Origin of the sequence: Bacillus sp. DJP31 (assembly GCF_049310945.1) — a bacterium.
Taxonomy (GTDB): Bacteria; Bacillota; Bacilli; order Bacillales; family SA4; genus Bacillus_BS.
Map to the genome: position 1 here is coordinate 12,901 of NZ_JBMERO010000035.1, position 17,174 is coordinate 30,074.

At 38.7% G+C, this 17,174-nt stretch carries 17 protein-coding genes; 10 read left to right on the plus strand and 7 right to left on the minus strand.

The genetic code is table 11. The features are described from left to right. The first annotated feature begins 118 nt into the window (after positions 1 to 118). Positions 119 to 490, plus strand: a complete 372-nt coding sequence (locus ACOI1C_RS20190; RefSeq protein ID WP_422512383.1) for a DUF423 domain-containing protein — start codon at positions 119 to 121, stop codon at positions 488 to 490. A 291-nt stretch (positions 491 to 781) separates the two neighbouring features. Here the strand turns inward: ACOI1C_RS20190 and gerQ are convergent, their stop codons facing one another. The 3 genes from gerQ to hemQ form a co-directional block, all read right to left on the minus strand. Next, a complete protein-coding gene (gene gerQ / locus ACOI1C_RS20195) occupies positions 782 to 1,276 on the minus strand; it encodes a spore coat protein GerQ (RefSeq protein WP_422512366.1) in 495 nt (164 codons plus the stop codon). A 33-nt stretch (positions 1,277 to 1,309) separates the two neighbouring features. Then, entirely contained in the window at positions 1,310 to 1,732 is a 423-nt protein-coding gene (locus tag ACOI1C_RS20200) for a cell wall hydrolase (RefSeq protein ID WP_422512367.1), read from the minus strand. Between the two features lie 209 nt (positions 1,733 to 1,941). Next, the gene (gene hemQ / locus ACOI1C_RS20205; RefSeq protein WP_422512368.1) at positions 1,942 to 2,688 is read right to left on the minus strand and encodes a hydrogen peroxide-dependent heme synthase; all 747 of its coding nucleotides are present in this window, start codon (positions 2,686 to 2,688) and stop codon (positions 1,942 to 1,944) included. A 299-nt stretch (positions 2,689 to 2,987) separates the two neighbouring features. On the opposite strand from hemQ, the gene pta reads away from it, so the two are divergent. Further along, the gene (gene pta, locus ACOI1C_RS20210; RefSeq protein WP_422512384.1) at positions 2,988 to 3,962 is read left to right on the plus strand and encodes a phosphate acetyltransferase; all 975 of its coding nucleotides are present in this window, start codon (positions 2,988 to 2,990) and stop codon (positions 3,960 to 3,962) included. A gap of 54 nt (positions 3,963 to 4,016) precedes the next feature. On the opposite strand, the gene ACOI1C_RS20215 is transcribed toward pta, so the two are convergent. Continuing rightward, positions 4,017 to 4,859 (minus strand): lipoate--protein ligase family protein, encoded by an 843-nt coding sequence (locus ACOI1C_RS20215; protein WP_422512369.1) that lies wholly within the window; start codon positions 4,857 to 4,859, stop codon positions 4,017 to 4,019. Positions 4,860 to 6,221: 1,362 nt separating this feature from the next. Then, the gene (locus ACOI1C_RS20220; RefSeq protein ID WP_422512370.1) at positions 6,222 to 6,917 is read right to left on the minus strand and encodes an RsfA family transcriptional regulator; all 696 of its coding nucleotides are present in this window, start codon (positions 6,915 to 6,917) and stop codon (positions 6,222 to 6,224) included. A gap of 278 nt (positions 6,918 to 7,195) precedes the next feature. On the opposite strand from ACOI1C_RS20220, the gene ACOI1C_RS20225 reads away from it, so the two are divergent. The 4 genes from ACOI1C_RS20225 to ACOI1C_RS20240 all read left to right on the plus strand — a co-directional run bounded on the left by ACOI1C_RS20225 (position 7,196) and on the right by ACOI1C_RS20240 (position 10,973). Further along, on the plus strand, positions 7,196 to 7,420 hold the full coding sequence (locus ACOI1C_RS20225; protein ID WP_422512371.1) for a DUF1450 domain-containing protein: 225 nt from the start codon (positions 7,196 to 7,198) through the stop codon (positions 7,418 to 7,420). A 269-nt stretch (positions 7,421 to 7,689) separates the two neighbouring features. Beyond that, positions 7,690 to 8,994, plus strand: a complete 1,305-nt coding sequence (locus ACOI1C_RS20230; RefSeq protein ID WP_422512372.1) for an HD domain-containing protein — start codon at positions 7,690 to 7,692, stop codon at positions 8,992 to 8,994. A 65-nt stretch (positions 8,995 to 9,059) separates the two neighbouring features. Next, positions 9,060 to 9,566 carry a YwgA family protein gene (locus tag ACOI1C_RS20235; RefSeq protein WP_422512373.1) on the plus strand — a complete coding sequence of 169 codons (507 nt, stop codon included), beginning with the start codon at positions 9,060 to 9,062 and terminating at the stop codon, positions 9,564 to 9,566. Positions 9,567 to 10,271: 705 nt separating this feature from the next. Continuing rightward, the gene (locus ACOI1C_RS20240; RefSeq protein WP_422512374.1) at positions 10,272 to 10,973 is read left to right on the plus strand and encodes a Dps family protein; all 702 of its coding nucleotides are present in this window, start codon (positions 10,272 to 10,274) and stop codon (positions 10,971 to 10,973) included. Positions 10,974 to 11,046: 73 nt separating this feature from the next. Here ACOI1C_RS20240 and ACOI1C_RS20245 read toward each other — a convergent pair whose 3' ends face one another. Continuing rightward, positions 11,047 to 11,232 carry a 2-hydroxymuconate tautomerase gene (locus ACOI1C_RS20245; RefSeq protein WP_422512375.1) on the minus strand — a complete coding sequence of 62 codons (186 nt, stop codon included), beginning with the start codon at positions 11,230 to 11,232 and terminating at the stop codon, positions 11,047 to 11,049. Positions 11,233 to 11,322: 90 nt separating this feature from the next. Between ACOI1C_RS20245 and ACOI1C_RS20250 the strand changes: the two genes are divergently transcribed. Then, positions 11,323 to 12,003 (plus strand): site-2 protease family protein, encoded by a 681-nt coding sequence (locus ACOI1C_RS20250; RefSeq protein WP_422512376.1) that lies wholly within the window; start codon positions 11,323 to 11,325, stop codon positions 12,001 to 12,003. A gap of 40 nt (positions 12,004 to 12,043) precedes the next feature. Next, the gene (locus tag ACOI1C_RS20255) at positions 12,044 to 12,562 is read left to right on the plus strand and encodes a YwhD family protein (protein ID WP_422512377.1); all 519 of its coding nucleotides are present in this window, start codon (positions 12,044 to 12,046) and stop codon (positions 12,560 to 12,562) included. Between the two features lie 156 nt (positions 12,563 to 12,718). Here the strand turns inward: ACOI1C_RS20255 and ACOI1C_RS20260 are convergent, their stop codons facing one another. Then, a complete protein-coding gene (locus tag ACOI1C_RS20260) occupies positions 12,719 to 14,803 on the minus strand; it encodes a transglycosylase domain-containing protein (protein WP_422512378.1) in 2,085 nt (694 codons plus the stop codon). Between the two features lie 344 nt (positions 14,804 to 15,147). Here ACOI1C_RS20260 and speE point away from each other — a divergent pair, with 344 nt between their 5' ends. Both speE and speB read left to right on the plus strand, forming a co-directional pair. Beyond that, the gene (gene speE, locus ACOI1C_RS20265; RefSeq protein ID WP_422512379.1) at positions 15,148 to 15,975 is read left to right on the plus strand and encodes a spermidine synthase; all 828 of its coding nucleotides are present in this window, start codon (positions 15,148 to 15,150) and stop codon (positions 15,973 to 15,975) included. A 185-nt stretch (positions 15,976 to 16,160) separates the two neighbouring features. Beyond that, positions 16,161 to 17,033 (plus strand): agmatinase, encoded by an 873-nt coding sequence (gene speB / locus ACOI1C_RS20270; RefSeq protein ID WP_422512380.1) that lies wholly within the window; start codon positions 16,161 to 16,163, stop codon positions 17,031 to 17,033. The last annotated feature ends 141 nt before the right edge of the window (positions 17,034 to 17,174 follow it).

Genomic DNA, 17,174 nt, shown 5'->3' on the forward strand with positions numbered 1-17,174 from the left:
TTCTATGATGTCTGAATGTTGAAAACTTATAACTATCATACCATATCCTAGGTTGAAAATTGGTTTTTTACGGGCAAAGTATTATGATAAAAGAAAGAAAAAAGGAATGGGTGAAAAAATGAAGCTGTTTATTTTATTAGGAAGTTTAAATGCTTTAATAGCGGTGGCTTTAGGTGCATTTGGCGCACATGGTTTAGAAGGGAAAATCTCGGAACGTATGCTTGAAGTGTGGAAAACAGGAGTAACCTATCAAATGTTTCATGCGTTAGGACTACTTATCATTGGGATGTTAATCGGTAAATTTCCTGAAGCATCAGCTTTTACATGGGCAGGCTGGGCAATGTTTGTTGGCATCATCCTTTTTTCTGGAAGCTTATACGCGTTAAGTACAACTGGGATTAAGGTATTTGGACCCATTACTCCACTGGGTGGTTTAGCCTTTTTAATTGCTTGGGTTTTTGTTATGGTTGGAGCGGTTAAATATTTGTAAAAAAGGGGTCTTAGGTGACCATCCTCGGCTTTTTTCGGGGTTCTCGGGCATCTAAAGGCATCTGAGGTTATCCTTACTATAACAACAATATGACGTGTGCGAGTTCACACGTCATTTCTAATGTCATTCTATTGTTTAGGCACTTCTGCTTTTCGTGTTGTCTAGCTCAAGCGCCCAGCCCCTCGAGGTCAAATAACCTAAAAAAAATAAAAGGGGAGACCACCCTTTTATTTTTTTTTTTTAGAACATTTGCTATGCCTGAGTCTTAGCGGGGCGCTTGTGCTTTTCGTGTTACCTAGGGCTATAATTAGCCAGTGGTTGAGCTGCAGCTCCGAACGGGTATTCGTAATCTAGTTCTTCATCAAAGGTCACGTAATCTAAGTAAACCATTAATAATAAGAATCTCAATCCTGTTTGTGGATCGCTTAAGATAATGTGGTCACGTCCTGCTGCTTCTACAATTCCGGTAAATGTTTGTTGCTTTCTATCACCAAATGTCATGTAAACTCTTGCAAGCTTCCCTTTGTTTAGTCGCAAAATGTTTTCAATGTATGATTCTTCAAGAGGTAGCATTCCTGGTATGAATTCAGCTGGGTTTTGTAAACCTACGTTCGGTGCACCTGGCTGGACGAGAGGTCCACCTGATTGAGCATATGGGTTAAAAGCAGGTTGAGCTCCAGTTCCATATCCTTGGGCACCTGGATAAACTTGCTGACTACCATATCCAGGAGGAGCCTGATTTCCATAATATGCATAAGGGTTTGCTTGTGAATAATTTTGATTCATCCCAATAACCTCCTCTTATTACAAAGAATTTACCTAATAGACTGAAGGACAATCTGCAGCAGTTGGCTTATAAAAGCAGTGTGACTTAAATCTTCCTGTATTCCACTGATTGTACCATTGGGCCGGACAGCTACCGGATGGCTTGAAAAACCAAAGTGAAAATTCTGCCGGGTGCAATCTTTGGCCGGCAATAACCTTACGAGCAAGCTCGATTTCAGAAGCTCTAGGGGCCTGATAAAAGTAACCCTTTTGAGTCGCTTCAAAGCCACCAGGACTTTGAAACACCATTTGACGGATGGTTCTGATCTTTTTAAAATCAAGACAGGCACCACGTGTACGATTTACTCCGGTATTCCCGACCATTAGCATCCCTTGCTTACCATCAGCTTCAGCCTCAGCTCGGAGTAGCCTTGCTAACAATTTAACGTCTTCTTCGGTATGAGCAACAACTGCCATCTTCCTTCACCTCATCTTTATGCACTTAAACATTACTAGCTTATGGGCAGGATGGGGAATTGGTGCGAACTTCAAAAAAAAGTGGCTTCAAGATTCCGCTATTTATAAATATGAATTGGAAAAAGAGAATATGACAGATACAAAAAACTCCTTACTTAGAAAAGTAAGGAGGTAAAAAAACAATAGTACAATTTAAGTTCATTTTTAAATTAATTCACATGTAAAAATTTAGGCAGTTTTTCAGAAGGCAAAATATTTCCGACAAAGAAGGAGCCGAACTCACCAAAACGAGCACTTACTTCATCAAATCTCATTTCATAGACTAACTTTTTGAATTGAAGAACATCCTCAGAGAACAGCGTAACGCCCCACTCGTAGTCATCTAATCCAACAGAACCTGTTATGATTTGTTTCACTTTACCTGCGTATTGTCGTCCAATCATTCCGTGGGCTCTCATCATGTTGCGACGATCCTCCATCGGAAGCATATACCAGTTATCTGTACCTTGACGGCGCTTATCCATTGGGTAAAAGCAAATATGCTTGGCTTTTGGTAAAGTAGGATAAAGGCGAGCGAGAACTTCAGGGTTTTGGTACGGATCTTCCCCAGCTGGTAAATAGTTACTTAACTCTACAACAGATACGTAGGAGTAAGTTGGAACTGTATATTCAGCAAGTAATGTCTTATTAAACTCTAATTCCAATTCATTTAGTTCTTCTAAAGTTGGCCGTAACAGCATTAGCATAAAGTCTGCTTTTTGTCCTACAATCGTATATAGGGCTTGGCTGCCAGTCTTATTCGCTTCAGCTAACCCCCATTTTTCAAGCAATCCTTGAAATTCAGAAATAGCAGCCTGTCTTTCATCACTCGAGAGCGTTTTCCAAGCTCTCCAATCCATTGCACGTAGATCATGTAACGAATACCAGCCATCAAGTGTTTTTGCAGCTTCACTCATTAGTAACACTCCTTTAATAGTAATATTGGATTCAATCGTCGAATCTCCAATTGAATGATCTATAATATGTATTTTCAATTACTTACTATATCATAGTTTGACCAACTACATAGGTCATCAACCACTGTGGTTTAATTTTACGTTTTTGTGAGAGTTCATTCGATTACAAATTATAGATTGGGTTATGATAGAAGTGTTAGAAAAAGTATGTAGAATTTCGAAAAAAGTATGGATCACATCAAATCTGATTTTGCAGTAGTGATTACATAGTATCTATAAACCACCGAACTAAGAGGAGGATTGTTGTGAATTTATTTTCAAATATAAAAGAAGCAGTGCGAGGCAAGAACATAAAAATTGTTTTCCCAGAAGGATTGGATGAACGGATTTTACAAGCAACGAGTCGATTGGCTGAGGATAATCTAGTTAGCCCAATTTTAATAGGGAAAGAAAGTGAAATTAGAAGTAAGGCAGAATCAATAAGTGTATCCCTTGAAGGAATCGAAATAATCGACCCAGCGAGTTACGACGACCAGCAAGCAATGATAGAAGCATTTGTTGAAAGAAGAAAAGGGAAGGCCTCCTCTGATGAAGCGAAGAAAACCTTATTGGATGAAAACTATTTTGGAACCATGCTTGTCTATATGGGAAAAGCGGCTGGATTAGTAAGTGGAGCTACCCATTCAACGGCTGATACAGTGAGGCCTGCCTTACAGCTGATTAAAACAAGGCAAGGTGTGAAGAGAACGTCCGGGGTTTTCATCATGGTAAGAGAAGAGGAGAAATATGTTTTCGCCGATTGTGCAATAAATATTTCCCCTGATAGTCAAGAACTAGCTGAAATTGCCGTAGAGAGTGCGAAAACAGCTAAGCTCTTTGGATTTGAACCTAGAGTTGCGATGCTAAGTTTTTCAACAAAGGGTTCTGCCAAGTCTCCTGAGACAGAAAAAGTGATTGAGGCGGTCCGTATTGCGAGGGAGTTAGAATCAGCTCTTGTCATAGATGGAGAATTTCAATTTGATGCAGCCTTTGTCCCTTCTGTTGCAGCAAAAAAAGCACCAGATTCCACCATTCAAGGCGATGCCAATGTCTTTATTTTTCCAAGTCTTGAAGCGGGTAACATCGGATACAAGATTGCTCAACGTCTTGGTAAGTTTGAAGCCATTGGACCGATTCTCCAAGGCTTAAACAAGCCAGTCAATGATCTGTCGCGTGGGTGTAATGAGGAAGATGTGTATAAGCTAGCCTTGATAACGGCTGCTCAGTCGTTGTAAAAAAGGATATGTGATAGGGGCTTGCGATTATATAAACTAAAAAAGCACTGGGCGCTAGCTAATTCCCAGTGCTTTTTCATTTCGATCAATCATTCTCATTAAATTGGTCTCAAACGTGATGATTTCTTCGCTCGTGAGCTGTGAATTATGTAACTTTCCACCAAGGTTCTTAAGAGCATGTAAGGTAGAATACATGATATTTGGAACGGCAATATTCCTTCCTAACAATTCAGATAAAGAAGCCATGGTACTAGGAATAATAGTTGGGAAGGTGAACTTTGTTTCAGTTTCGTTTCTACCAATTTTATAAAATTCCTTAATTAACTCCGCTCGCTCTGAGCCACTACCGGATACACATAGGTAGATTTGAACGGCAATCCCACCGCGTAATCGTCGCTGGGAAATACCGGCGAACTTCTTTCCATTCATACTTAGATCATAACTACCTGGGCAATAGGAGCCAGTAATTTCTCTTGCTTCAAAGCTAGCTGCATAGTCTTGCAGAATGTACGTTACGAGTTCAACCATTGCATCGTAGCCACGGTTAATTTCAATCCCTTTTTCACTATCTTGAAATAAAAGAGATAGATTTAGTACTCCTGGATCTAACACGACGGCTAGTCCGCCTGAATTTCGGACAATCACATGGTATCCTTGAGATTTAAGCCAAGTGGCAGCATCAGATAGATCGGGTAATCTAGTATCCTGAATCCCTAGTACAACCGTATTGTGGTGGATCCATGAACGAAGAACTGGAGGAGAATAGGAATTTCCGACAGAAGTACATAATGTATCATCCATAGCAAACGATTGCTTTGCTTCAAAAGATGAGCCTAATGAGGTTTGATCAATGATTCTCCAATTGGGCTGAAGTAGCAATGAGGCTTGTTGTGACATAAGTTAATCCCCTTATCAATAATTCGGAAAACTAATTATATCATACTTGGAAAGTGGGAAAGGAAAAGCAACAGCTTGAATAGTAAGTAGTTCAGTTAGTTATTGCGAGAAATCAATAAAATTACTGTCCAAATAGCATTTACAACTTAAATCACATAGTATCAGCATAAAAAAACTCGGAGTTTACGCTCTGAGTTATTTTTTTTAACTGTTTTCATAAGTTGTTGCTTTTAAAAGATGTATAAAGTTTGTCCGTTAATTTCCGTTGCAGGCACATGACTACTGCGGTAAGTAGAGCGAAGCGGGACGCCGAGGAGGCTCCTGTCACCCCGTCGAAAGCAAGTGTAATAAATCAGCCTATATAAAAATTAGTGTCCTCAAATTAAGAGGGCACTGAAAAACTCTCGTTTTTCAAAGTGGTATTGAATTAGTAAAACTGATTATGCCACTAGCTCAGAATAAGTAGTCCTGTTGGTGTTTTTCCTTAAGCTCTTTCTCTAAAAAATGGTCAAGCAACCATTAAATAAATTAGTTGATTGGAACAGTTGGTGCTCGGGCACCTGCTTAGAGCAGTGGGACAGGTGAGACTCACGCATGGCCTTTGCGCCGAGGATGCTCACCGCCCACCCCGCGGAATGGTGCATCCTCTCGTTACGATCGACCCCTATTCTAGAAAGTAACAAAGTTTCCGAAAACAGCCGTTCTTATAGAAAATCTCAAATAGACACTTATTTGAACTTTTCCTAATACAATAAGTGTTGGAGAATGTCGTTCTGAGTTAAAGGGATAATCATTTTAGTAAATTAAAAAGACAGCTCAAAAAATTCATTTTTTCGAATTGAACTATCTTTTTGTGTTTTTATGGTAGTTCTTTTTCCTGTTTTTGGTTTATCAGTCAATATCCTTTTTACATTCACTGTGAAGATAGCCATATCCCCTTGCAATTCCATACCAATTAGACTCTAGAAAGATGACAAAAAGATGATTTTTAGATAACATAATGGTGATACCCATCTCTTTGTGTAATTGGTTTCGTCGCCATTATTATACCAAACGAGATGGTGTCTTTCTTTTTGGAAGTCACATAATATACCTAATGCAAGAATGGACCAAATAAAGCTTTAGCAAAGATACCCGAAGGATTAGACATTAATTTTTAACTACGAAAGTTGAGTTATATACTATTATAACTGCAACTTTAATAATGAAAGAGTGCTATTCGTTTATATAACAACTAGAAAACGAGTATGAAATCATTGCAATTTCATACTCGCTTTTTAAATGCTATTTCTATTGTTTCTCCACGTTATCTGAACTATTTACTTGAGCAGCTATTTCTTTTCATCTAAAAATCGTAAAAAATCACTCAGCTAATTTTTCAAGATTCCCATTTCGATCCATTCGGAACTTGGTTGAAGGACGTTCTTCCTCATCAAACAACACTAGCTTTCTGGCACGATTCATGATTTGCATTAAAGTTTGGTAGTCTTCTTCAATGGTCATGGAATCCTTCTGAAGTTTGTGAACTTGTTCCTCTAATTTTTCGTTTTGTCGCATAAGTTTTTCGTTTTCCAAGTGCAGGGCATCATTTTCGTGCTTTAAAATCATTGCTGAATGTTGACTTCCATTCATTGTGGAAAGGAACTGCACAACATCATCTATAGATAGAGATGCATTCAATGAAGTACCGGATGTTGTTCCAAATGAAGATTTCTTTGGAAAACTAGTAGGTGGTATAGTTGGAAAAGCCATATTGCTAGTTTCAGGTAGCGTCGAAAAAGGTGGAGAATATAAAAGCTGCTTCTTAGCTGGTTTTCCTAGTCCGATATTACGTAAACGCTGCTTTCGTTGCTTTTTTGATAATTCTAATGCTTTCTCATATTGCTCCCGAACAACTGCGTTCCATCTAAATCCACAAGCAGAGGCGGTGCGATTTAGTTGGTCTCCTACTTCTTCAAATGCATTTAATTGGGTACTACCTTCACGCACATGGCGCAATACAGTTTCAGCGAGTAATAGATCATCTTCTTCAGTCCAAGAGTCTTGTCTTACTTTCATTACTAAACACTCCTTATCTATGGATAATGAATTGGTTTTTATATAGGTTATATGCAAAAGAGGTCGACCTTTTTTAAATCAGAACCATATTACTCAGGATGTCGCTCTAGTAAGTACGATGCCTCTAGTAAAAGTATGGACAAAGTGAACTAGGTTTATACTATTCTTTTATGAGGATAGTAGATTACTATTGAATAGACTTTTTTGTGACTTGCATTGTCAGTTTGAAGAAGGTACAATTTTTGTATAGTTATTTTTTTTTAGAAAGGATTGTCTTGATGGCAAACGAATTTCGTATTTGTGACGATTGTCAGGCTACTACGATCAAAACCTTGGTACCCCGGCTGAAGAAAATAGATGCTGATGCAACAATAGATATAGGATGTCAATCTTATTGCGGACCAGGGCGAAAAAAGTCCTTTGCTTTTGTTAATAACCGTCCCCTATCGGCACCAACAGAAGACGAGTTAATAGAGAAAGTTGAGAAAAAGTTAAAGAAATGATCTGATAGATACGCTTCATCTTGAAAAACCACAGTTTATATAGGACTGTGGTTTTTTGATTTCTCGTAATAGTGCTTTTTTTATATAGGTGCAGAGGTAGAAGTAGACTTTAAATATATTTGTCGAATTTAAAACGTGTAAAATGTAAAAAATCGGGTTTTTTTATCGAATTAAAGAAGATATAATAGAAGGCACAGACAATATAGAATGGAACCTTATATGTATAAACTTTAATATCCACTACAAGAAAGTTGACGGAGGGTAAAGGAATGACCTATCCAAATGGGAAGTTAAGTGAAGAGAAGGTGTTCAAGGACCCCGTTCACAGTTATATCCATGTTCGAGACAAGCTAATTTGGGATCTGATTGGGACGCCTGAATTCCAACGATTACGTCGGATTAGACAGCTAGGAACGGCGTATTTAACGTTTCACGGAGCGGAGCATAGTCGATTTAACCATTCTTTAGGTGTTTATGAAATCATTCGTCGAATTATTGATGATGTGTTTAAAGACCGACCGCAATGGAATAATGAGGAGCGGTTGCTTTGTCTTTGTGCCGCACTTTTACATGATTTAGGACATGGGCCTTTTTCGCATTCCTTTGAAAAAGTTTTTCATCTTGATCATGAAGAATTTACAAGGGCAATTATCTTAGAAGATACAGAAATTAATAAGGTACTTCGTCGAATGGGAAATGATTTTCCAAAGAAGGTTGCCGAAGTCATTGAGAAGACATACGAAAACAAATTGGTTGTTAGTTTAATATCTAGTCAAATTGATGCTGACAGAATGGATTACCTCCAGCGTGATGCTTATTTTACGGGTGTTAGTTATGGGCAATTCGATATGGAACGCATATTACGTGTAATGCGCCCTCTTGAAGATCAGGTTGTGATTAAAAAAAGCGGGATGCATGCCGTGGAAGACTATATTATGAGTCGATATCAAATGTATTGGCAAGTGTATTTTCATCCAGTCTCAAGAAGTGCTGAGGTTATTTTGACCAAAATATTACACCGAGCCAAGCATCTTCATCAGGACTTTTATAACTTTAAGACGCAACCCCTTCACTTTTTCTCCTTATTTGAAGACGAAATCAATGTACATGATTATTTAAAGCTAGATGAAGCAATTATTCTTTATTATTTCCAAGCGTGGATGGAAGAGGAAGATGGGATTTTATCGGATCTTTGTGGCCGATTCGTCAATCGGAACTTATTTCAATACGTGGAGTTTAATCCACATTTACAAATGCAACAATGGGTGGAACTTAGCCATCTTTTCAAAAAAGCAGGTATTGACCCAGAGTACTATTTAGTTTTGGATTCATCCTCTGATCTACCCTATGATTTTTACAGACCAGGCGAGGAAGAAGAGAGAATGCCGATTCATTTGCAAATGCCAAATGGTGATCTAAGGGAGTTATCGAGGGAATCCGAAATCGTTGAAGCCATCTCTGGTAAAAGAAGAACTGATCATAAGTTATATTATCCACAGGATTTTATCGAAGACCTAACAAGTAAGAGACGGGTAAAGGAACAAATTATGGAGATATTAAAGAAACCTTATTAATAAATAAATGATAACACGAAGTAAATGTCTGACCGTTAGTTGTCGGGGTAGGGAGTGGAGTAGGCTTGTTAAAGGATCATGTTAAAGTAATGAAAGTATTTGCTGAATCAGGTGAAATCATTGGTCGAAAGAAGTTACAAAAGATGGTGTACATAGGGAAAAAGCTACAATACCCATTTTATGAACGCTATGACTTTCACTTTTATGGACCGTATTCAGAAGAGTTAACGTTGCGAATTGAGGAACTCTGTAATCTAGGTTTTTTACTAGAATTAAAGGAAAAAAAAGGCGGATATTATCAGTATCGCTATGCTCTAACCGAGGTAGGAGAACAGTTTTTAAATCAAAATGACTCTGAGCTGCCCTCGTTAAATGGATGTATGAAAGAAATGAATGACCAAAATGCAAGATTTCTAGAATTAGTTTCTACTGTTTTATATTTTGACAGCTTAAAAAAGGAAGAAGTAAAAGAAAAGGTCTTTACTTTAAAAAGTAAGCAGCGCTATACGGATGAAGAAGTTGAAGATGCCTATGAATATATTGAAAATTTAAGGAAAACAGTCAAACACTAAAGTTAAGCTCATCCATTGAAATGTAAGTAGTTCGGTTATTGTAAGGGGAAATTTAAAAAAACAGGCTAATAACATTTAAATTCACAGGTTATATCACACAGTAAATAGCATGCAAAAAAAGCTCAGAGTTTATGCTCAGAGCTTGTCTTTTTTAGAGGAGCCTTCCATTAAAGTCCCCTTAAATGGAACAACAAACACATGCTTTAACTTTTTCCCTCCACTCTCCCCTCATTGTAATAGGATGTTCAAAAAGTCCGCTAAAAATAGCTGTAGTATCTCTTCGTTGTCTTGCTTTTTTTACTCCTCACGTATCAACACCATACGCTCCGGTGCTCAGAAGGCTTCGCCGCCTCGACCTACTTGTCTATTTTTATGCTCCTTATTGAACACGAACTGTAAGTACTATTTTTATTACATCATTTATATAATAATCATATTCCATTAACCGGTCCATTAAGACCAAGAGCAATTTTGCTTTATTGGGCTACGAATACAGGAATAACCCTTACATATCTGTAAAAAATCGAGTACAAAACCTTTGTGATTTTATACTCGATATCCAAAGCTAGTTTTATTGTTTCTCCACTTTATCTGAACTCCTTAATTGAAATAAAATAGGGTGTGCTTTTTTAGTTTAAGGGATAAAGAAGGGGATGGAGTTGAATAATAAATTCGTAATTACTTTGAAAGGGGAGTGTGTATGCGATGCAACAGCAAGAAAATGGATTTTCACCGGATGAGTTTAAGTTGAATAAATCAGGTTTTGATAAGACTATGCCAGGCCATACGTCCCATCACCAGAATGAGATGATTCTTAGACAGGAACCAAGGACAGCTAGAAAAGAAGGGTCAGGAATTAGTCTCCCTTATGAAACGAGACTTGAAATGGGACTCCAGCTTGATGAACACTTATGTGCATTAAGTGTAGCGATTAATCAATATACGAAACACCATTGGTTAACAGAAGGAGCCGAGTCCTTTGGTAGCCTGCATCATATTTTAGATGAGCATATTGATGTGACGAAAGATCACATCGATAAGGTTGGCGAGCGGGTAGCAAGGCTTGGTGTGGTCCCAACTGCTCATCCAGTGACACAGCATGAGATTTCATATATTAAGCATGAGGTGGAAGGACGCTATACGATGCGTGATTTCCTACGAAATGACCTTGAGCATGAAATCAAAATTCAAGGGATGATGAGAAAGACGATCAAACGTGCACATGAACTAAATGATTTCGGAACGGTACAAGTGCTTGAAGAGGTGTTATTAAAGCGTGAAGACTTTGGGTACCATATCTGGAGCTTGTTAGAAGATGACACGCTTGTAAGAGGCATGAATCACCTATTAGATGGACAAAACGACATCGCATCAAACCGCCACTTAAATAATAATCTAGTACAGTAACACAAATGGGGCCTGGTCTTCACCGCATTAAAGCGGTGGGGGCCAGGCCCCCGTTGCTTTAAAGGGTTAAAGTTTATTCGTCGCTCAGTCTTTTTCCGCCTGTGGCATAGTGGTTTTTGGTCATCTCTTCGATGAAGACGACGATTTTTTCGGACGGGGCGCCTGTTGATTCAGAAACAGCCGCTGTTACTTTCTCTACTAGAGTCTTCTTTTGTTCCTCGGTACGACCTTCTAGCATTTTTACGGTTACGTATGGCATGAATATGTTTCCTCACTTTCATATTTCAGTGTAGAGTGCAGTTATAGTATACTAATGGGAGAATATTTTTGAAAGATAAAGGAGAACTATATGGAAATGCCATTTTCGTTTTTAAGTCTTGAAGGACTTCCATTCGTCATCATAACGTTAATCATTGCCTTTTCAGTTCATGAATTTTCACATGCGTATGTGGCCTATAAGTTTGGAGATCCCACTGCAAAAAATCAAGGAAGATTAACCCTGTCACCCTTAAAACATCTAGATCCAGTTGGCTCAATTATGTTAATTCTACTAGGTTTTGGTTGGGCAAAACCGGTTCCGGTCAATCGGTTTTTCTTTAAGAATCCAAGATTGGCAGGTGTGTTAGTATCTGTTGCGGGTCCTCTAAGTAACTTAGTCCTTGCATTTCTAGGGTTTATATTAATGTTTATATTCATTCGTATCGGTATTTTTTCAATGATCCCGAGCAATGTTGCAGATTCATTAGAAATGTTCTTTGGCTACTTTATAAGAATTAATATCTCTTTATTTGTTTTTAACCTTCTGCCGTTTCCACCTCTTGATGGATATCGAATCATGGAAGACCTAGCACCACCTAAAGTCCGAGCGCGTCTTACCCAATATGAACATTATGGAATTATTATTTTTTTAATCTTAGTTATTACACCATTAGATGCCTATACAATCACACCGATTTTCCAAACTGTAATCCCTTTTGTCGAAAGTGTATTGTCTACCATGACAGCACCGATATTGGAGATTGGTTCATAATTTCTTTATAATTACTTGAAAAAAGAGGAGGTCAATCCATATGGAGCCTGAAAAAAAGAAAAAAACAATTGGCTTTAATATTATAAAAAATGATCCAACTGATGGTCATGGTGGGTTTGGTGCTACAGGATCTCTAAGTCTTGAAAATATCTCCCCAGTTATTGTTGACCCAGAGGCTGGAGAAGCGTTTGTCGATATTGGTGCTCTTCATGCAAGAAGTGTTATCGAAAAGGGGATAAAATTCACTCCTGATCGAGAGAATTCACCAAACGGGAAGCTCTATTGGATGGTTTGGGTAACAATCGAACGTTTAGCAGAAGGTCCTTATTATGCAGGAGTAACAGCATGTGAAATGACGGTGAACCGGGAAATTCGTCGGGGCTATAAATCATTGCCTGAACATGTGAACAATATGGATAAATCATTAAAGCGGAAAATCATTGTCAATCATATGGATGATACATCTAAGAAAATTTTAAAGGATTACTTGGAAAATCATGATAAAGGCATGTGGGAACGGGCAACTGATCAGTTAAAAGAAGACCTGCAAGGAGCATGATTTTGTCACATTTATGACAGTTTGATGAACGTTTTCAATAAAAGTTGAGCTTTCTATTGAAAAAAAGTACACTTAGTTTTACAGCTTAACACACTGTAGAACTAGGACACAAAAAGCCGTAGAGATTCGTTCTCTACGGCTTTTTGCTTTCCTACATTAGGGTGAAAACCAATTTAATATTTTTCTCATAATGCCAGGTTCTTTTTCTTGATCCTCCTCAACTATAATGGGGTCTTTTTCATGTTGGTTTGGAAGATGATCTTGGCAATAGTCTGTAGGCTCGGTTCCTTTTACATAATAGGTTAGCCTTGCAATTGGACAGCCTTCGGTTGCGAGTTTGCCGTTATCTGGATTCACATAAACACCTACTACACCTGATGTTGGTTTAAAAGCCTGCACAGGTTCGTCTTTAAGAGCCTCTTCCATAATAGAGACCCAAATGTTTTTGGCATACCTCTTTTCCTGTGCTAAGTCTAGGGTGTAATCTTTGTCATAGCCAACCCATACACCTGTCACAAGCTTTGGTGAATAACCAATCATCCAACTGTCTGTACTTGTTGTCCCTGACTTTCCGGCATATATTCTCGATATCTGATTCATTATGGGCTTGCCGGTTACTACTGTATAATCATTTAATTTTTCATCGAACATGCCTGTCATCATATGAGTTGTCACAAAGGCAGCATCTGGATCAAGGATTTGCTTTTTGGTACTCTTTTTCTCGTACAATACTTCACCATTGTAATCCACGATCTTTTTTATAAAAGTGGGTTCAATTTCTTGACCACCATTAGCCAATATTCCATACGCATTCACCATATCAATTATCTTCACATTTGATGTGCCTAATGCTAAAGAGGGATTCGCTACAAATTTCCCTTGTATACCAAGTCTTCGGCTCGTATCAACAAGAACATTCTCTCCGAGTGACATATGTGTTTTAACTGCAAAAACATTATCAGATAAAGCGATAGCCTGAGCTAAAGTAATGGTGTCATTTGCGTAATAGTCATTATAATTGCTTGGTGAATAGGTACGGTTTTCTTCTGCATCTCCATATTGAAAGGTCGTATACTCACTTCTTAGTTGTGTGGATGGTGTAAATCCTTGCTCGACGGCCGCGTAATAGAGAAACGGCTTAAACGTTGAGCCTGGTTGACGTTTTGCTTGAGTAGCTCGGTTAAACTGACTCAATACATAGTCTCTACCACCAACAAGTGCTTTTACTTCACCATTTGCTGGATGCATCACTACGATAGAAGCTTGAATTTTAGAATCTGAGTCAATGATGGATTCCATTTTTGCTTCAACCATGGATTGTAGCGTTGGATCAAGTGACGTGTAAATACGAAGTCCACCCATCTCAATGGTTTGATCGGTCATACTTGTCACTGATTTTAGTGCGAGTCTTACGGCATCTTGAAAATAAGGTGCAATGTTGAGTCTTTTTACATCATACTTTCCGTGGAATTGAATCGTTTTCTTATGAATCTTTTGGACTTGATTACTAGGAAGCAGGTTGTTTTTAACCATAGTATTGAGTACAACAAGCTGGCGCGCTTTTGCGTTTTCAGGGTGATCAATCGGAGAATAATGACCAGGACCCTTAGGAACACCAGCTAGCATAGCTGCCTCACTTAGTGATAAATCCTTTGCATGCTTATTAAAATAAAAATTGGAAGCAGCCTCAATTCCGTAAGCACCGTGACCATAATAAATAGTGTTTAGATAGCCTTCTATAATCTGTTCTTTAGAATAATTCATTTCTAAACGAAGAGTATAAAGGGCCTCTATTAATTTTCGTTTCCACGTTTTGTCATGCTCGAGAAACAAGTTTCTCGCATACTGCTGAGAGATTGTACTAGCTCCTTGCGCTTTGGACATTGATTTTATATCCGCAAGAACAGCGCCAGCAATCCTTACATAGTCAAATCCATGATGATTAAAAAAACGCTTATCCTCGATAGAAATGGTTGCATCAATAAGGTGTGGAGAAATCTCCTCAAGCGGAACCCAATAACGAGTCTGCCCGTGATTACTTTCACCAATAACGGTTTCGTCTTCTCCGAAGTAAATCGTAGATTGCGGAACCTGAAGGGGAGGTGGACCCTTGGTTTTGGCGTAAATAAAGACACCTGTTAGCCCAAGCATAAACAAGATTGATAGAAATAACCCTATAAAAAATACAGCACGCATATATTTAAACGTTTGTCGTAAACGTTCATTCGTAATGATTTCCATCCTCTATTCACCCACCAAAGTACATCCTATTAAAAAACATGTATCAACAGTATTGAGAAAAAAACAGCATTCTAAACCTTTTAAAGGATATTTTAACGCGGTAAAGCGATGGGGGCCTGACCCCCACTGCTTTACCGCGTTAAAGAATAGACCTACTATTTAATTTGTACTTGCATTTTTAGGGGATTGGTCTATACTTTGATTTGCTGTATATTTTTTCATCAACGCCTACCTTTTCTTTAGTAAGAGAAGAGTTGGTTTTTTATCGTTTCAGAAGGGAACGATAGTATAGTAAAAAGTAGATACTTATTGTGCTTAAATAATAGAAAGGTGTGACATACAAAATGGAATTATGGTACACAGAGAAGCAAACGAAGAATTTCGGGATCACAGCAAAAATCAATCAAACCCTACATACGGAGCAAACGGAATTTCAAAAATTAGATATGGTTGAAACCGAAGAGTTCGGAAATATGCTTATCCTTGATGGAATGGTGATGACCACTCAAAAGGATGAGTTTGTTTACCATGAGATGGTGGCGCATGTCCCTTTATTCTCTCACCCAAACCCTGAAAACGTACTTGTTGTTGGTGGGGGAGACGGCGGAGTTATTCGTGAGGTGCTTAAGCATCCGAGTGTAAAAAAGGCGACACTTGTTGAAATTGATGGAAAAGTCATCGAGTACTCAAAAAAGTATCTACCTGAGATTGCTGGCATGCTTGAGGATGCTCGTGTTGAAGTCAAAGTTGGAGACGGCTTTATGCACATCGCTGAAAGTGAAAACGAATATGACGTGATTATGGTTGATTCAACAGAACCAGTAGGTCCAGCAGTAAACCTATTTACAAAAGGATTTTACGCGGGTATTTCTAAGGCTCTTAAAGAAGACGGGATCTTTGTTGCTCAATCGGACAACCCTTGGTTCACACCAGACCTCATTCGCGATGTTCAACGTGATGTGAAAGAAATCTTCCCAATCACAAGTCTATATTTAGCTAGCATCCCAACCTATCCAAGTGGATTGTGGACGTTTACAGTTGGTTCGAAAAAGCATCATCCACTTGAGGTTGCAGAGGATCGATTCCACGAGATTGATACGAAATATTACACAAAAGAGCTTCACAAGGCTGCTTTTGTATTACCTAAATTTGTTGCTGATCTGATTAAGTAACGTACGTTTTTTAGAATTAAACAAGTATACTTATTCTAATCTGGCGCAAGCCCCCAGTCCCTCGAGAGCAAATAACCTAAAAAAAGAATAAAAGGGAAAATCACCCATATATTCTTTTTTTGAGAACATTTGCTATGCCTGGGACTAAACATGGCGCTTGCGTCTTTTGTACAGGAGGATTTCAAATGCGTTTTGACGAAGCCTACTCAGGTAAAGTTTTTATAAAAAGTCATCCAAGCTTCGAGGAAAGCAGTGCTGTTCTTTATGGTATGCCGATGGATTGGACAGTTTCGTATCGTCCAGGTTCTCGTTTTGGTCCTGCTCGCATTCGTGAGGTTTCTATTGGATTAGAGGAATACAGTGCTTATCTCGACCGTGAGCTAGATGATGTGAAATATTTTGATGCGGGCGATATCCCTTTACCTTTCGGGAATCCGCAGAAAAGTATCGAGGCGATTGAAGAGTTTGTGGATCAATTACTAGCTCAAGATAAATTTCCACTTGGTATGGGTGGGGAACATCTTGTATCGTGGCCTGTTATCAAAGCGATGTACAAGAAATACCCTGATTTAGCCATTATTCATATGGATGCCCACACGGACCTACGTGAGCATTATGAGGGAGAGCCCTTATCTCACTCAACACCCATTCGTAAGGCAGCAGAGCTAATTGGACCAGGAAATGTCTACTCTTTCGGAATTCGTTCGGGGATGAAGGAAGAATTTGAGTGGGCAAAAAAGGTGGGAATGTATATCGCCAAGTTTGATGTGCATCAGCCTTTAAAAGAAATTCTACCACAGCTAGCAGGACGTCCGGTCTATGTTACGATCGACATTGATGTGCTTGATCCAGCGCATGCACCTGGTACAGGAACAGTAGATGCTGGAGGGATTACCTCTAGAGAACTGCTCGCTTCTATTCATGAAATTGCACGATCTAAAGTCAATGTGGTTGGGGCGGACTTAGTAGAAGTCGCACCTATTTATGATCATTCAGAACAAACAGCCAACACAGCAAGCAAGCTTATTCGTGAAATGCTCTTAGGTTGGGTTAAATAGCAACCGAGTTTACGAGAACAGCCAATAACCAAGAGAGAACTGAGGCCGAGTGCTTCAGTTTTTTTCTTGTGTGCCAGGCATGGCAACTATCTAGGTGGTGAAAGTCCATTGTGGGTACACATCGACCAACCACTAAGGAAG

Coding starts and splice junctions, on each gene's coding strand:
- ACOI1C_RS20240 (WP_422512374.1), top strand. CDS start 10,272: ATGCAACAGCAAGAAAATGGATTTTCACCGGATGAGTTTAAGTTGAAT.
- ACOI1C_RS20260 (WP_422512378.1), bottom strand. CDS start 14,803: ATGGAAATCATTACGAATGAACGTTTACGACAAACGTTTAAATATATG.
- ACOI1C_RS20225 (WP_422512371.1), top strand. CDS start 7,196: ATGGCAAACGAATTTCGTATTTGTGACGATTGTCAGGCTACTACGATC.
- ACOI1C_RS20255 (WP_422512377.1), top strand. CDS start 12,044: ATGGAGCCTGAAAAAAAGAAAAAAACAATTGGCTTTAATATTATAAAA.
- gerQ (WP_422512366.1), bottom strand. CDS start 1,276: ATGAATCAAAATTATTCACAAGCAAACCCTTATGCATATTATGGAAAT.
- speB (WP_422512380.1), top strand. CDS start 16,161: ATGCGTTTTGACGAAGCCTACTCAGGTAAAGTTTTTATAAAAAGTCAT.
- ACOI1C_RS20220 (WP_422512370.1), bottom strand. CDS start 6,917: ATGAAAGTAAGACAAGACTCTTGGACTGAAGAAGATGATCTATTACTC.
- hemQ (WP_422512368.1), bottom strand. CDS start 2,688: ATGAGTGAAGCTGCAAAAACACTTGATGGCTGGTATTCGTTACATGAT.
- ACOI1C_RS20200 (WP_422512367.1), bottom strand. CDS start 1,732: ATGGCAGTTGTTGCTCATACCGAAGAAGACGTTAAATTGTTAGCAAGG.
- ACOI1C_RS20250 (WP_422512376.1), top strand. CDS start 11,323: ATGGAAATGCCATTTTCGTTTTTAAGTCTTGAAGGACTTCCATTCGTC.
- ACOI1C_RS20245 (WP_422512375.1), bottom strand. CDS start 11,232: ATGCCATACGTAACCGTAAAAATGCTAGAAGGTCGTACCGAGGAACAA.
- ACOI1C_RS20230 (WP_422512372.1), top strand. CDS start 7,690: ATGACCTATCCAAATGGGAAGTTAAGTGAAGAGAAGGTGTTCAAGGAC.
- ACOI1C_RS20215 (WP_422512369.1), bottom strand. CDS start 4,859: ATGTCACAACAAGCCTCATTGCTACTTCAGCCCAATTGGAGAATCATT.
- speE (WP_422512379.1), top strand. CDS start 15,148: ATGGAATTATGGTACACAGAGAAGCAAACGAAGAATTTCGGGATCACA.
- ACOI1C_RS20190 (WP_422512383.1), top strand. CDS start 119: ATGAAGCTGTTTATTTTATTAGGAAGTTTAAATGCTTTAATAGCGGTG.